Source organism: Salicibibacter halophilus, assembly GCF_006740705.1.
Classification (GTDB): domain Bacteria; phylum Bacillota; class Bacilli; order Bacillales; family Marinococcaceae; genus Salicibibacter; species Salicibibacter halophilus.
On sequence record NZ_CP035485.1, the window covers coordinates 999,955 to 1,012,413 of the forward strand.

Sequence of the window (12,459 nt, forward strand, 5' to 3'; positions counted from 1 at the left end):
TTATTAATGATTGTCAAAAAATTATATGGGAAATAACCGCCTTCGTCAAGTTAGCGGCTTTCCGCTTCTTCCGCCGTCGGTTCGTCTGTGCCCTCTTCGTCTCCTTCTGCTTCCTCCATCGAGTCGGCGAGCTTGTCCCAGTCCTCATCGTTCAGCATTTCCAACTGTGATTCAATCAGCATTCTAAAACGCATGCGATAAACCGATGCCTGTTTTTTCAGTTCTTCGGTTTCCAATGCGATTTTCCGGGATTTTGCAAGTGCATCATTAATGATTCTGTCGGCGTTTTTTTCCGACTCCCGAATGATAAGCTGCGATTCCTTGTTCGCATTGCGTTTGATATCTTCCGCCGATTCCTGGGCAACGTAGATGGATTTATTCAATGTTTCTTCCATGTTTGAAAAATGATTCAGTCGATCTTCCAGTTCATTCACTTTTTCAAACAATTCATTTTTTTGTCGAATGGTGCTCTCAAAATCCTTGATCACTTGATCGAGAAACTCATTGACTTCATCTTCATCGTAACCGCGAAACGATTTTGTGAATTGCTTATTATGAATATCTACCGGGGTTAGTGACAATGCCGGCCACCTCCAAATATGTTTTCCTAATCTTTTTTCCGCCCAAATATGATCCGCACACGCCCCTTGCGGGAACGTTCCTCTAAAGCGATGAGCGTGCTCCTCCCTTTGCCGCGGACAGAAATGACATCCCCTTCTTCCACGAACGTTGCCGGTTGCGTAGTCGTTTTCCAGTTCAACTTCACGCGTTCCCGTTCTATGTATGGTTTCACCTTCGAACGAGGGAGCCGGTAAATTGCCGCGATCACCACATCCAGCCGCAACGAGGAGACGAAACCGGTATCTTCCTGCCATTCCTCTTCCACACGCACGGCTTCCGAAAGAGGGATTGGATGTATGTTGAGCGAAGTGTTTCCAGCTTTCGTCAGATTCAATAGGATAAAGTCCGCGATTTCTTTGGCGCAGATAAATTGCAGCACATCTTTCGTCACCGTGATGTCTCCGAAAAGTTCCCGTTTCACTCCGAGCGAAGTGAGCGCGCCGAGGAGGTCACGATGGTGAATCTCCGCAAATTTGCGCGCATAATCAACACCGAACAATTCCAGCTGAAACCGGCCTTCTTCCGCATCTTCATAGAAGGGGTACAGAAGCGCACGTTGTCGTTCTGCACCCGGCACTCCTCCGAAAAAAGCGACATGGACCGTTTCATCCGCGCCAACAACCGCTGTCACGATTTCTCGTTCACGGGGGTCCAAAAAGCCGCTTAATTTTGCCTCATACATGGTGCCCACATGAGATTTCCAATCTTCCACTTGTTGGATAAACGGCAATTCTTCTTTTCGAAAATGTTGATAAATCTCCATTAACCGGCACCGAATATGGCAAGGACGCCAGTATGCGCAAGCCGCAAAGCAATCAACGCGACAATCGGGGAAAAGTCCATCATGCCGCCGAGCGGAGGAATAATTTTACGGAAAGGCTCCAAATACGGCTCTACAATCTTGCTTAGCATTTGACCGAAATTCGACTCCCGCAAGTTAGGAATCCAACTGGATAATACGTAAATGAAAACAGCAACGGTGTATAAATTAATGCCCATGCTTAACAGTTGGCCAATCATTTGCATCGGGTGTTCACCTGCCTTCTATCTTTATCTACCATTCTGCATTTTCCTGGTGAAGAAAATCGGAAATCGCGCCGCTGACATCCACATTCTCCGGGGTGCACAGGAACGTGCCCGTACCTATTTTCTGGATGTCTCCGCTGATCGCATAAACCGTTCCGCTCAGGAAATCTACGATTCGTTTTGCCTGATCATTCGGGATACGCTGCATGTTAATGACCACCGAACGCCGATTTTTCAAATGATCCGCCACATCTTGCGCTTCCTCATACGTGCGCGGTTCGATTAAAACCATCTTCGCAGACTGTTGCACACTTTGCAAACTGACCACATTCTTCCCATTCTTGGCCGTTGACTGCTTTTCTTCATCTGCCGGAACTTCCTCTTCTTCCTCATAATACTCTTCATCGAAATCAAAAAATCGTTTAAATCGTGTTTTAAAGCCCATGCTCACCCCTCCCTTTCCGTCTCATTGCCGACGAGGCTTGTCCCTAAACGAATAATCGTAGCCCCTTCTTCCACGGCCTGTTCAAAATCATTGGACATCCCCATGGACAAATGATGACAGGGGGCATGGTGCAATTTCAATCGTTGAATATAGTCGCGAAGCTCTCGCAAATGCCGGAAATATGGCCGAACGTCTTCCGGGTTTTCCGCGTGCGGCGCCATCGTCATTAATCCCTTCACTTGGATATGTTCATAAGATGCGAGGGACCGAACAAAATTTTCCAATCCCTCGGGCGCAATTCCCGCCTTTGTTTCCTCACCGGAAACATTCACCTGAACCATACAAGCGATCGGTGTTTCTCCTTGATAACGTTTATTGATTTCTTTTGCTAAAGACGTGCGGTCGAGGGAGTGAATGATGTCACACTCATGGACGACTTCTTTTACTTTCCGACTTTGCAGACGCCCGACAAAATGCCAATGCACAGGGGTTTGTATGGTTTGTTTTTTTTCCAGCAGACCATCGTTCCGGCTTTCACCGAAGTGTTTTATTCCAGCGGCCACCGCTTGTTCCACACGTTCGGCCGATACATACTTTGTAACAGCCATGACGCTGACGTCTTGTAAGTCCCGGCCTGCCCGTTCGCAAGCCGCAGACACCTTCGCCATGACCGATTCAACATTTTCCTTAATGTCCATTCTACCCTTCGTCACTCCTCGCGTTCAACAACCCTATATAAGCCATCATGCGACCCGTCTGTCCGGAGTCGCGCCGATGTGAAAAAAATAGTGCTTCGTTTTCATAGGTGCATGCGTTGCTTATCTCCATATGCGCACGCTTGATGCCTGCGTTTTCAAGTAGCAGTGCGTTTGCTTCTTTTAAATCCAAGCAAAAGCTGCAGGACCCGTTTTGCGTCCAAGGTTCTTTTCCTTGTGGCAGCACATGTTTTAAAGCGGAAATCACTTTGTCGTCCACTTCATAAGCTGCCTTCCCAATGGATGGTCCGATCGCCACATAAATGGCCTCGGCGGGGACCCCTTCCATTTCCTCCCATATCCTGACCATCTCGCCCCCGATATTGAGGGCGGTTCCTTTCCAACCGGCATGGGCAATCCCCACAATGCTTTCTTGGCGATTAAAAAAATACAGGGGCACGCAATCGGCGTATAAACTCATCAACCACAGATTGGCCGTTGTCGTATACAAGCCATCCACATCGGGAACTGCATCGTCAAGGGCGTAGACTCCACGGCCGCCGTCGGTTTCATCCACCTTTTGAATCGCGCCGCCGTGCACTTGCTCGGCAAGCACCGTGCGCGAAAGCGAAAGATTGAGGGTGTCGGCCAGCTGCTCACGATTAGCCTTGACACGGGCGGGGTCATCCCCGACATGAAGGCCGTAGTTTGCTTCGTGATACGGTTCACGGCTGATGCCGCCAAGCCGTGTGGTAAACCCGGCACGCGCCTGTTGCAAGGGCCGGTGCTCAAACAATGTTTTCGTTGCATGTAAGGCAAAAGGTTCTCTATTCATACATGGCCTGCCTCTGGTTATTTTGTTACTCTTTATTTTACCACATATTCCTTCATATTCGATAGTTATTATTGAAAACTGGACGTTTCTGTCCCATGTACGTAAACGAGGATGACATCGGTTCCGATTTTTGCGATTTGACTCCAAGGAATACTCATCTCATCATCGCGTCCGAACATCCCCAACAACCGTCCCGAACCGGTAATGATCAAAGATTCTATGTTCCCTGTCGACAAATTAATGTCCACGTCCCCCAGCGAACCCAATCTTTTTCCGGTTTGGACATTCACCACTTCTTTCGATTGCAGATCGGTGATTTTCAACATGGTAGGCGCCTCCCTCATTTCCTGATCGATCCACCTCTTTTATTTGTATGAGCGAAGACAACCGTTTATCTCTTTGCTTTCTGATTAACATGCTCAAAAGTCGCTACCTCCCAGATTTCCAGTCCGTTCCCTTGCATATAAAGAAAAAGTTGTACCCCTAAAGGGGATCGAAGCACTTTTAGAGGTACAATAAAGGCGAAATTGTACCCCTAAAGGTGAGCGACACGCTCCGAGAGGTTCTATCAGGGGAAAGTTATACCTCTGAGGGGGATCGACTCGTCTCGAGAGGAACGACAAAGGGAGGTTCAGCCTTTTTCAGGGCAAAACCCTTGTCCGATCTCTCCTCTTGCCTATGCTGTGCAGTTATAACCCCTCCGCGAAACAAAAAACTCCGGCGAGGCACGGCGCCCCGCCGGAGAGTATACTGGTTATTTTCTTTCCTCGTTATTTATTGGCTATGTTTATTCATTTGTTGGACAGCCGCTTTTTCCAGCCGGGAAACTTGGGCTTGGGAAATCCCGATCTCTTCGGCAACTTCCATTTGTGTTTTTCCTTGAAAAAAACGCATGTCGAGGATCTTTTTTTCACGGTCATTGAGTCGGATCATCGCTTCCTGCAAGGCAATATGTTCGACCCACGATTTGTCGCTTACTTTTTCATCGCTTACTTGGTCCATCACATAAATCGGATCCCCGCCGTCGTTGTAAATGGGCTCAAACAAGGAGACCGGATCTTGAATGGCATCCAGCGCAAAAACGATGTCTTCTTTCGGCGTGTCCAGCTCTTTCGCAATCTCCTGTACGGTCGGTTCCGTTCCCCGATTTTTTTCGGACATGAGACGATCGCGAACTTGCAACGCTTTATACGCCGTATCGCGGAGAGAACGGGAAACCCTGATCGGATTGTTATCGCGTAAGTAACGGCGAATTTCACCGATAATCATGGGCACCGCGTAAGTAGAAAACTTCACGTTATGGCTGAGATCAAAATTATCAATGCTTTTCATTAAGCCGATACAGCCGACTTGAAACAAATCATCAACAAACTCACCTCGATTGTTGAAACGTTGAATGACGCTAAGGACGAGACGCAAGTTTCCATTTACCAATGTTTCCCTTGCTGTTTCATCACCGGATTGCAGGCGTTCGAATAACGCTCGCATTTCATCATTTTTCAAAACGGGCAGCTTCGATGTGTCCACACCGCAGATCTCTACTTTGTTGCGTGTCATGTCTTCCCTCCCACGGTGGCTTACGGAGAACTACGATTCCTCCTGCTTACACGTTCAGTATGTCCGTGTGAGGAAAAAATATGCGTTGGTCTACGTCCGCCTAACCGATGGAAGGGTGTCTGTATGAAGCAAAACCCGCGTGCGTCCGCCTGTTTGTTTTACACCATTTTATTAAATTCTTTTTTCAACCTCCGAATAATGCGTTTTTCAAGCCTCGAAATATAGGACTGTGAGATCCCGAGCATGTCGGCCACATCTTTTTGGGTTTTTTCTTTTTGGCCGGCAAGCCCGAATCGAAGTTCCATGATTTGTTTTTCCCGGGGATTGAGTGTCGTTAATGCCCGCCGCAGCAAGGTTTTATCGACTTTATCCTCGATGCCTCGCGTGATGATATCTTCATCTGTCCCCATTACATCCGAGAGCAACAGTTCATTGCCGTCCCAATCGACATTCAGCGGTTCATCAAAAGATATTTCATAGCGGGTTTTATTGTTTCTCCGCAAATACATCAAAATCTCATTTTCGATACAGCGCGAGGCGTACGTGGCCAATTTGATCTTTTTTTCCGGGTTAAATGTATTGACCCCTTTAATGAGACCGATGGTTCCGATGCTGATCAAATCTTCGATATTAATTCCGGTGTTCTCAAATTTACGGGCAATGTAGACGACGAGCCGGAGATTGCGCTCAATCAAAATGCCGCGCACTTCTTCGTCGCCATCCGGCAGCTTGGCAAGCAGTTCCGCTTCCTCTTCTTTTGAGAGCGGCGGCGGCAAGGCCTCACTCCCACCGATATAATAAATGCTATCCGACTTGATGCCGAAAAAGGCAAGGATTTTATACCAACGCTTTAAGAAGTGAAATTTAATTTTTTTCCACAAAACTTTTTCCCCCTTACGATGCAGAGTCTAAATCCGATGTATCCGGAAGCAGGTCCGGCGGTGTTATACATTGAAAGCGTCCTTCTGCAGAAAGTTTGCGATGTTCAAATCCGATCAAGACATTTTGGTGACTCTGCTGTTGGCCGTCGGCAATCATCACAACTTCCGCTGCGCGCACCGCGAAAATAAAGCCGTGCTCACGGCCGACAGTACGATAGGGTATCAACTTCATCCGATCCTCCCATTTCATTTTGCCTTTACTCCCTTGGGAATCGAGCCATTCAATTGTTTTTTTCCATTCATCCTCCGCAAGTAGCGGTTGAAACAAGGAGATCTCCGCCAGCAAAACAGGTGCCCTTGAGATGGGATCGCGTAAATGATTGCCGGTATCGATAAGCGTTGTCGCCCTAACCGCTTCACTTTGACCATCCATTTTTATTATCACATTCGCGAACTGGGCAGCCGTTTTCTTTTCCTGTTTAAGCACGCGCTTGCTTAATTCAGCAAAAAGGATGACGACCGGTAATGCGGATAAGACGAGCAGTCCGTGCATATCATCAAACAGTACCCAACGGGCAGAAGAACGCCATGTTTCCAAAAGTTCAGACGTTTGCCAAAACATGGCCATAGCCATGACGACACCGCCTGTAAGCCAGGAGATAAAATAAAACAATAAGACGGCTTTTGCAAAGCGTGTAAAAGTTTGAAAACCGAAAGCCAGCAAAATCGTGCCAATGCAAATGGCCGCCTGTGCAAAAGGATGCAGCAAAAGCTCTCCGTAAGCCGTTACCCACATGAATAAAGGGAGGCCTGAACCAGCCGCGGCAATGAACAGCCGTCTTTTTTTTATGGGGTAACCGAGCCATTTAGCGGCCATATAAAGCAAACTGGCGGTCACGACCGTATTTAGTGTATAGATGACATCTATGTACAGCGTCAAAACACCTTTCGGCCCCCCTTTCTTTGATCTCTTTTAATCAGTATAAGTGTAAGTGCATTCGAATTATGTCATTTTATCAGTGGTTGTCACACTCTGATTTTCATTGATTTGATAAAAAACTGTCGAGGGACTGTGAGGTGGGGATTATATTTATTTTTTAATTTTCTGCTTTTAATAGATTTCTGTATCGTTTCATCTGTAGGATGACTGGGAAGCCAGCATTTATGACGACCTAATGCTCCCTTTTCTCTTCCGTGCGGGCACCATAAACGCTTCACGCCATCCAATCAAATGTATTAAATAAAAAAAGCCCAAACGGAGATGGTATCCCGTTTGGGCTTTCCTTCTTTCCCTTGCCTTATCCCGGTGGTAAGCGCCGTAAATCACCCACTTCAAACCCGTAAGCGGGTGATAACGGGCGGCTAACACTTTACCGACGCCGGCGGCGGTTGCGTAAAAAGGCCGGGATGTCGAGGGAATCTTCTTCTTCTTGACTGGCGCTTGGACGCTCCGGCTCTTCATCAACGGGAGGTTGATTTTGAGCTTGCGGGCGTTGCCCCATTGGCTGTTGTTGCTGCGGGCTTGTCCGTCTGCTGCTTCCTTCTTGGCTTTTGCCGGGACGCCCCCGTTTTTCCGTTCCTTCTTCAAATCCGGTTGCAATTACCGTAACCAAAACTTCATCTTTCAAATTTTCATTGATTACGGAACCAAAAATCATGTTGACTTCCGGATCGGATGCTTCGGAGACAATTTCTGCCGCTTCATGCACTTCAAACAAACTTAAATCTGAACCGCCGGTTATGTTCATTAACACCCCTTGGGCGCCATCGACGGACGTTTCAAGCAATGGGCTTGAGATCGCTTTTTTCGCTGCTTCTCCGGCACGGCTTTCGCCGGTAGCGATGCCGATTCCCATGAGCGCGGATCCTTTCTCGCTCATAATTGTCTTTACGTCCGCAAAGTCCAAGTTGATAAGACCGGGCGTCGCGATTAAATCTGAAATGCCCTGCACACCTTGTCTAAGTACATTATCCGCTTCCCGAAATGCTTCCAGCATTGGCGTGCTTTTATCAACAATTTCCAGCAGTCGGTCGTTCGGAATGACAATCAAGGTGTCTACATTTTCTTTCAGTGTTTCAATTCCTTCGCTCGCGTGTGTAGATCGTTTTTTTCCTTCAAAAGTAAATGGACGTGTAACGACACCTACGGTGAGGGCGCCTATATCTTTTGCCACTTGCGCAATAACGGGAGCAGCACCGGTTCCGGTTCCTCCGCCCATTCCGGCTGTGATAAATACCATATCTGCACCGGTCAGTGATTCTTCCATTTGTTCTTTGCTTTCTTCCGCTGCTTTTTTGCCAATTTCGGGGTTCGCGCCTGCGCCTAACCCACGTGTCAGCTTCCCGCCCAGTTGAAGTTTTGTATCAGCCTGGGAGAGGGATAGCGCTTGAGAATCCGTATTTACAGCGATAAATTCCACGCCTTGCAAACCGTTCTCTATCATGCGGTTCACCGCATTGGAGCCGCCGCCTCCAACCCCAATGACTTTGATTTGAGCGAGTTGATCCATATCCATTTCAAACTCTAGCATCTCGGGTCCCCCTCATCAGTCAATTGTCTGGTATATCCTTTTTTATCGTTATTATTCAAAAAACACTTTGAAAAAACTGCGCACTCGCTTCTTTACTCCGGGTGAATCTTTTTCCTCTCGTTCTTCCCGCTGCTTTTCCGATTTTCTTGTTTTGCGATAGGCCGGCTGCTCTTCTTCGTCCTGAGCGGCGACAACCATTTCATCCATATCGTCCATTCTAACATGAAGATGGGCAAATTCAATGAGCCCAACGCCATTGGTGTATCTTGGCTCTCTTACCCCGATATAGTCCGGGATCGCCATGCGAATGTTGCGGCCGAGAATTTCCCTTGCCAATTCAAGCGTGCCGGGCATCATGACCGTACCGCCGGTCAATACGACTCCGCCGGGGATATCCCCGATGCCGGCCAATTCTTCGGCAATGATTTCAAAAATCTCTTCCATTCTCGGCTCAATGATATGTGCCAGATCCTGTTGGGAATACTCCTCCGGTTCATGCCCTCCCATCGGATGAACGGTGGCGAGCACTTCATCGGAAGTGTCATCGATATACGCATGCCCATGTTCCATCTTCACACGTTCCGCTTCTGCTTGGGTGACGCGAAGTCCTACGGATATATCGTTTGTCACATGCGATCCCCCGACAGGGACAACCTTCAACGATTCCAGTGAACCGTCTTTAAAGGTGGAAATCGTCGTTTGGCTTCCCCCGATATCGACAAGCGCGACACCGAGTGCCCGTTCATCTTTTGATACGGAAACTTCACCTGCCGCCAGTGGCTGCAGATAAATATCAGAGATGGCCAAATCCGCTTTCTCCACACAACGCAATAGGTTATGTAAGACCGTTTTTGATCCGGTAACAAGCATCCCTTCCATCTCAAGCCGAACACCGATCATCCCCGTGGGATCGTTGATTTCATCATAACCGTCTACGATAAATTGATTCGGCACAATATCTACAACTTCCCGATCCCTTGGGATGGACACCACTTGCGCTGCATCCATGACCCGGTCGATGTCTTCATGGCCGATTTCTTTATTCGGGTTGGAAACGGCAACGATTCCGTGACAAGGCTGCAATTCAATATGGTTTCCAGTAATGCCGACAACGACTTGATTAATGGATACGCCAACCATCCGTTCCGCTTCTTCCACGGCTTGCCGGATGGATGCGACCGTGGCGTCAATGTCAACAACGGTGCCTTTTTTTATGCCGGTGGAAGGTGCTTTTCCGACCCCGATAATATTGAGCATTCCTGCTGACATTTCGCCGATCATTACTTTTACTTCAGTTGTTCCAACATCCAAACTGACATAAATCTCATTATTGTCCACGAATGGCACCTCCTACTGCAATAATGTTCTGCCCATAACATGCCAGGCTTGTAATGTGTTGGGCGCGCCCGTGCGGACGGGAGGTAACCGCAGCAAAGCGGGTCATCACCATTCTTTAAAGCCGTGACTACATCAGCAAATATTTATTCCGGTTCATTGCCATGCTTGATTACTAGTTTCACTGGATAGCTCCACAGCTTTTCATCTGTTCACGAATGATGCTGACGAGTCAACGCATAATCCAATCCCCTATTTAGGGGGATATGAAAACATCTTTTCAAGAAATAGAAAGATCCAATATCTGCCTTTTTGTTGAAATAAGGATCCTATGTACAAGTTTACACCAATATAGGCTTGGAGAAAAGCGAAAATCGCTACAATTCAGCCTTTAGGCCAAAAGAATAATGAATTTGCATCTAAAAGGCTTAATTAACAGTGACCTTAACATCCTTATTTTTGAGATAGATGCCGGCTGAAACCCACTGTTTATGAGAAATCAGCCTGTGGCGAATGATGTCACCGATCCTCGCTGCTGAACACAAACCAGGGCTTTATCCCCCATGCGTCACACGCATTTAAGCGGATCGATGGCTCATTTATTCGCTCTCCTCGTCATCGGAATCGTCGGAATCTTCTTCAGGGGTTGCGTGGCTTTCAAAATAAGGCCTCATTTTCATGTGCAAAACTCCCGGTTCTTCGGGATCAATTTCTTCGGCGACAGAAGGATAGCCGGACATGTACTCGGCAAAGTTGGGGACCGTCGTTTCCACCTCAACCCCATCATTCATATATAATCGCAGTCCGTCATGTTGCTCATCGAGCGGGTGCACCTCCGATATCCGATTAACGACCCCGTCTGTAAGTTTTTCCATTTCTGCCAACAAAATTTCCAACCGGGATTCATCGTTCCAATCATAAATAACGGGCGCATCTCCTGGAAGTTGCTCCACACGCTGATCGGGGCTTTGTTCCCCATTTGCAAATACAGGGACGTACGTTTCACTTTCTTCTATATAAGCGACTCGTTCCTGCTCATTGATGGCGATATGTACCGTGCTCGGAAATGAGCGCGAAACAGAAGCTTCCATCACATGCGGAAGTTCCTCAGTAATTCTTTCTTCCGCCTCCCCAAGATCGGCTGCCCACATATTATCCCCTGTTTCCAAGCCACTTTGAGCAGTTATCTCTTCCTCTTCCCCGGTGACAACTCCGTCCACATCAATCGCTTGAATGTCGCTTAAAGGGGATTGCAAATAGACGACGATTCCGATCAACAAAAAAATCGTGATGAGAGAAATGATCAGCCGGCGATTGGCACGTTTTTTTCGTTGTTCTTTTAACGCGGGGATTCGTTCATGTGCGGATACAACTTTTCGTTCTGCCACTCGCCAACCTCCTCTTTGACACGGAGCCGTTTGTCGTGTATTTTCACCGCTTGTTCGCGACTGTTTTCATGACTTCATGTAACCGACCGGCTGCCTCCGGAACGGCGATGGATACTGCCGCCGTTTGCATCTCGGCCGCTTTGCCATTTTGAAAAAGGGTTCTAATGTCCGCCTCGAGTGCCTCCCCTGACCAATCCGTTTCTTTGTGCACAATTGCAGCGCCAACGTCTTCCAACGCTCTGGCGTTCATTTCCTGATGGTTTTTCGTGACGTAGGGGCTGGGAATTAAGATGGAGGGAATGCCAAGCGCTGTAATTTCTGCCAATGTTGTAGCGCCGGCACGGCTGACGACCGCGTCTACACTCGCGAGCACGTTAGGCATATTGTGGATGAATGGACGGACGACAACCCTTGCGCTCGTTTCCTCATTGGATATGCTTGTCTTCACTTTATCATAATGAACGCTTCCTGTGATGTATAAGTATTGACAATGTTTGTCGGATAATTGAGGTAAAGCTTGCAAAAAGGCATCATGAATGGGCTGTGCCCCGCGGCTCCCACCTACAATTAACACGACGGGAAGATCGTTTTTCAACCCGAATTCAGCTGCCAAGTTGGTCTTTTCGGCATTAACGACTTCGGAGGCACGCGGGTTCCCTGTGAACACTGTTTTATCTTTTGGAAAATAGCCGGAGGCTTCCTGAAAAGAAACCGCGACGTTTGTGGCATATCTGCTTAAAAACTTGTTCGTCAGACCCGGAATGCTGTTTTGTTCATGAATTACCGTCGGCACTCCCAAACGGGCGGCCGCATACATGACGGGGCCCGCCACATACCCCCGGTCCCGAGGGCAACGTCAGGCTTAAATTCACGGATCAACTTCTTTGCCCGAGAGGTTCCTTTCAAAAAACGCCGGACGGTTTTTACGTTTTCAAAAGACAGCTTCCGTTTAAAACCACTGATTTCGATCGTCTGAAAAGGGATGTCGTATTTCGGGACGATCTCGTTTTCCAATCCGTTTTCCGTTCCCACATATAAAAAAGAGGCCGACGGGTCCTCCTCGCGAATCGCTTTAATCATGGCAATCGCGGGGTAAATGTGCCCTCCCGTGCCTCCGCCGGTGACCAAAACTTTCATCTGTTTCA

14 protein-coding genes and 1 pseudogene are annotated in these 12,459 nt (G+C 47.9%); all 15 read right to left on the reverse strand.

Annotated elements, in window-relative coordinates:
• Window positions 1-50 precede the first annotated feature (50 nt).
• Window positions 51-581, reverse strand: a complete 531-nt coding sequence (locus EPH95_RS04865; RefSeq protein WP_142087818.1) for a DivIVA domain-containing protein — start codon at window positions 579-581, stop codon at window positions 51-53.
• A 26-nt stretch (window positions 582-607) separates the two neighbouring features.
• The gene (locus EPH95_RS04870; RefSeq protein WP_142087820.1) at window positions 608-1,384 is read right to left on the reverse strand and encodes a YlmH family RNA-binding protein; all 777 of its coding nucleotides are present in this window, start codon (window positions 1,382-1,384) and stop codon (window positions 608-610) included.
• On the reverse strand, window positions 1,384-1,647 hold the full coding sequence (locus EPH95_RS04875; RefSeq protein WP_142087822.1) for a YggT family protein: 264 nt from the start codon (window positions 1,645-1,647) through the stop codon (window positions 1,384-1,386). Before EPH95_RS04875 ends, EPH95_RS04870 begins: the two co-directional genes overlap by 1 nt.
• A 28-nt stretch (window positions 1,648-1,675) precedes the next feature.
• Window positions 1,676-2,092 (reverse strand): cell division protein SepF, encoded by a 417-nt coding sequence (locus EPH95_RS04880; RefSeq protein WP_142087824.1) that lies wholly within the window; start codon window positions 2,090-2,092, stop codon window positions 1,676-1,678.
• 2 nt (window positions 2,093-2,094) lie between these two features.
• The gene (locus EPH95_RS04885) at window positions 2,095-2,790 is read right to left on the reverse strand and encodes a YggS family pyridoxal phosphate-dependent enzyme (RefSeq protein ID WP_142087825.1); all 696 of its coding nucleotides are present in this window, start codon (window positions 2,788-2,790) and stop codon (window positions 2,095-2,097) included.
• Window position 2,791: 1 nt separating this feature from the next.
• The gene (gene pgeF / locus EPH95_RS04890; RefSeq protein WP_142087827.1) at window positions 2,792-3,622 is read right to left on the reverse strand and encodes a peptidoglycan editing factor PgeF; all 831 of its coding nucleotides are present in this window, start codon (window positions 3,620-3,622) and stop codon (window positions 2,792-2,794) included.
• A gap of 68 nt (window positions 3,623-3,690) precedes the next feature.
• The gene (locus tag EPH95_RS04895; RefSeq protein WP_142087829.1) at window positions 3,691-3,948 is read right to left on the reverse strand and encodes a YlmC/YmxH family sporulation protein; all 258 of its coding nucleotides are present in this window, start codon (window positions 3,946-3,948) and stop codon (window positions 3,691-3,693) included.
• 448 nt (window positions 3,949-4,396) lie between these two features.
• Window positions 4,397-5,179, reverse strand: coding sequence for an RNA polymerase sporulation sigma factor SigG (gene sigG, locus EPH95_RS04900; RefSeq protein WP_142087831.1), 783 nt, complete (start codon window positions 5,177-5,179; stop codon window positions 4,397-4,399).
• Between the two features lie 158 nt (window positions 5,180-5,337).
• Window positions 5,338-6,048 carry an RNA polymerase sporulation sigma factor SigE gene (sigE, locus tag EPH95_RS04905; RefSeq protein WP_142091489.1) on the reverse strand — a complete coding sequence of 237 codons (711 nt, stop codon included), beginning with the start codon at window positions 6,046-6,048 and terminating at the stop codon, window positions 5,338-5,340.
• A gap of 25 nt (window positions 6,049-6,073) precedes the next feature.
• Complete coding sequence (locus EPH95_RS04910; RefSeq protein ID WP_142087833.1) at window positions 6,074-7,000, reverse strand: sigma-E processing peptidase SpoIIGA; 927 nt, start codon at window positions 6,998-7,000, stop codon at window positions 6,074-6,076.
• Between the two features lie 430 nt (window positions 7,001-7,430).
• Window positions 7,431-8,591, reverse strand: coding sequence for a cell division protein FtsZ (ftsZ, locus tag EPH95_RS04915; RefSeq protein WP_142087835.1), 1,161 nt, complete (start codon window positions 8,589-8,591; stop codon window positions 7,431-7,433).
• A 51-nt stretch (window positions 8,592-8,642) separates the two neighbouring features.
• A complete protein-coding gene (ftsA, locus tag EPH95_RS04920) occupies window positions 8,643-9,929 on the reverse strand; it encodes a cell division protein FtsA (RefSeq protein WP_142087837.1) in 1,287 nt (428 codons plus the stop codon).
• 596 nt (window positions 9,930-10,525) lie between these two features.
• Entirely contained in the window at window positions 10,526-11,314 is a 789-nt protein-coding gene (locus tag EPH95_RS04925) for a cell division protein FtsQ/DivIB (protein WP_142087839.1), read from the reverse strand.
• A gap of 43 nt (window positions 11,315-11,357) precedes the next feature.
• On the reverse strand, window positions 11,358-12,107 hold the full coding sequence (locus EPH95_RS04930; RefSeq protein ID WP_405127451.1) for a UDP-N-acetylglucosamine--N-acetylmuramyl-(pentapeptide) pyrophosphoryl-undecaprenol N-acetylglucosamine transferase: 750 nt from the start codon (window positions 12,105-12,107) through the stop codon (window positions 11,358-11,360).
• Window positions 12,087-12,451 (reverse strand): annotated as a pseudogene (locus tag EPH95_RS19770) (glycosyltransferase); the annotation flags it as partial. The pseudogene EPH95_RS19770 and the gene EPH95_RS04930, both read right to left, overlap by 21 nt.
• Between the last annotated feature and the right edge of the window lie 8 nt (window positions 12,452-12,459).

Excerpts from the sequence above, each read along its gene's own strand:
- EPH95_RS04885 (WP_142087825.1), bottom strand. The coding sequence starts at position 2,790 with ATGGACATTAAGGAAAATGTTGAATCGGTCATGGCGAAGGTGTCTGCG.
- EPH95_RS04870 (WP_142087820.1), bottom strand. The coding sequence starts at position 1,384 with ATGGAGATTTATCAACATTTTCGAAAAGAAGAATTGCCGTTTATCCAA.
- ftsZ (WP_142087835.1), bottom strand. The coding sequence starts at position 8,591 with ATGCTAGAGTTTGAAATGGATATGGATCAACTCGCTCAAATCAAAGTC.
- EPH95_RS04875 (WP_142087822.1), bottom strand. The coding sequence starts at position 1,647 with ATGCAAATGATTGGCCAACTGTTAAGCATGGGCATTAATTTATACACC.
- pgeF (WP_142087827.1), bottom strand. The coding sequence starts at position 3,622 with ATGAATAGAGAACCTTTTGCCTTACATGCAACGAAAACATTGTTTGAG.
- EPH95_RS04880 (WP_142087824.1), bottom strand. The coding sequence starts at position 2,092 with ATGGGCTTTAAAACACGATTTAAACGATTTTTTGATTTCGATGAAGAG.
- sigG (WP_142087831.1), bottom strand. The coding sequence starts at position 5,179 with ATGACACGCAACAAAGTAGAGATCTGCGGTGTGGACACATCGAAGCTG.
- EPH95_RS04895 (WP_142087829.1), bottom strand. The coding sequence starts at position 3,948 with ATGTTGAAAATCACCGATCTGCAATCGAAAGAAGTGGTGAATGTCCAA.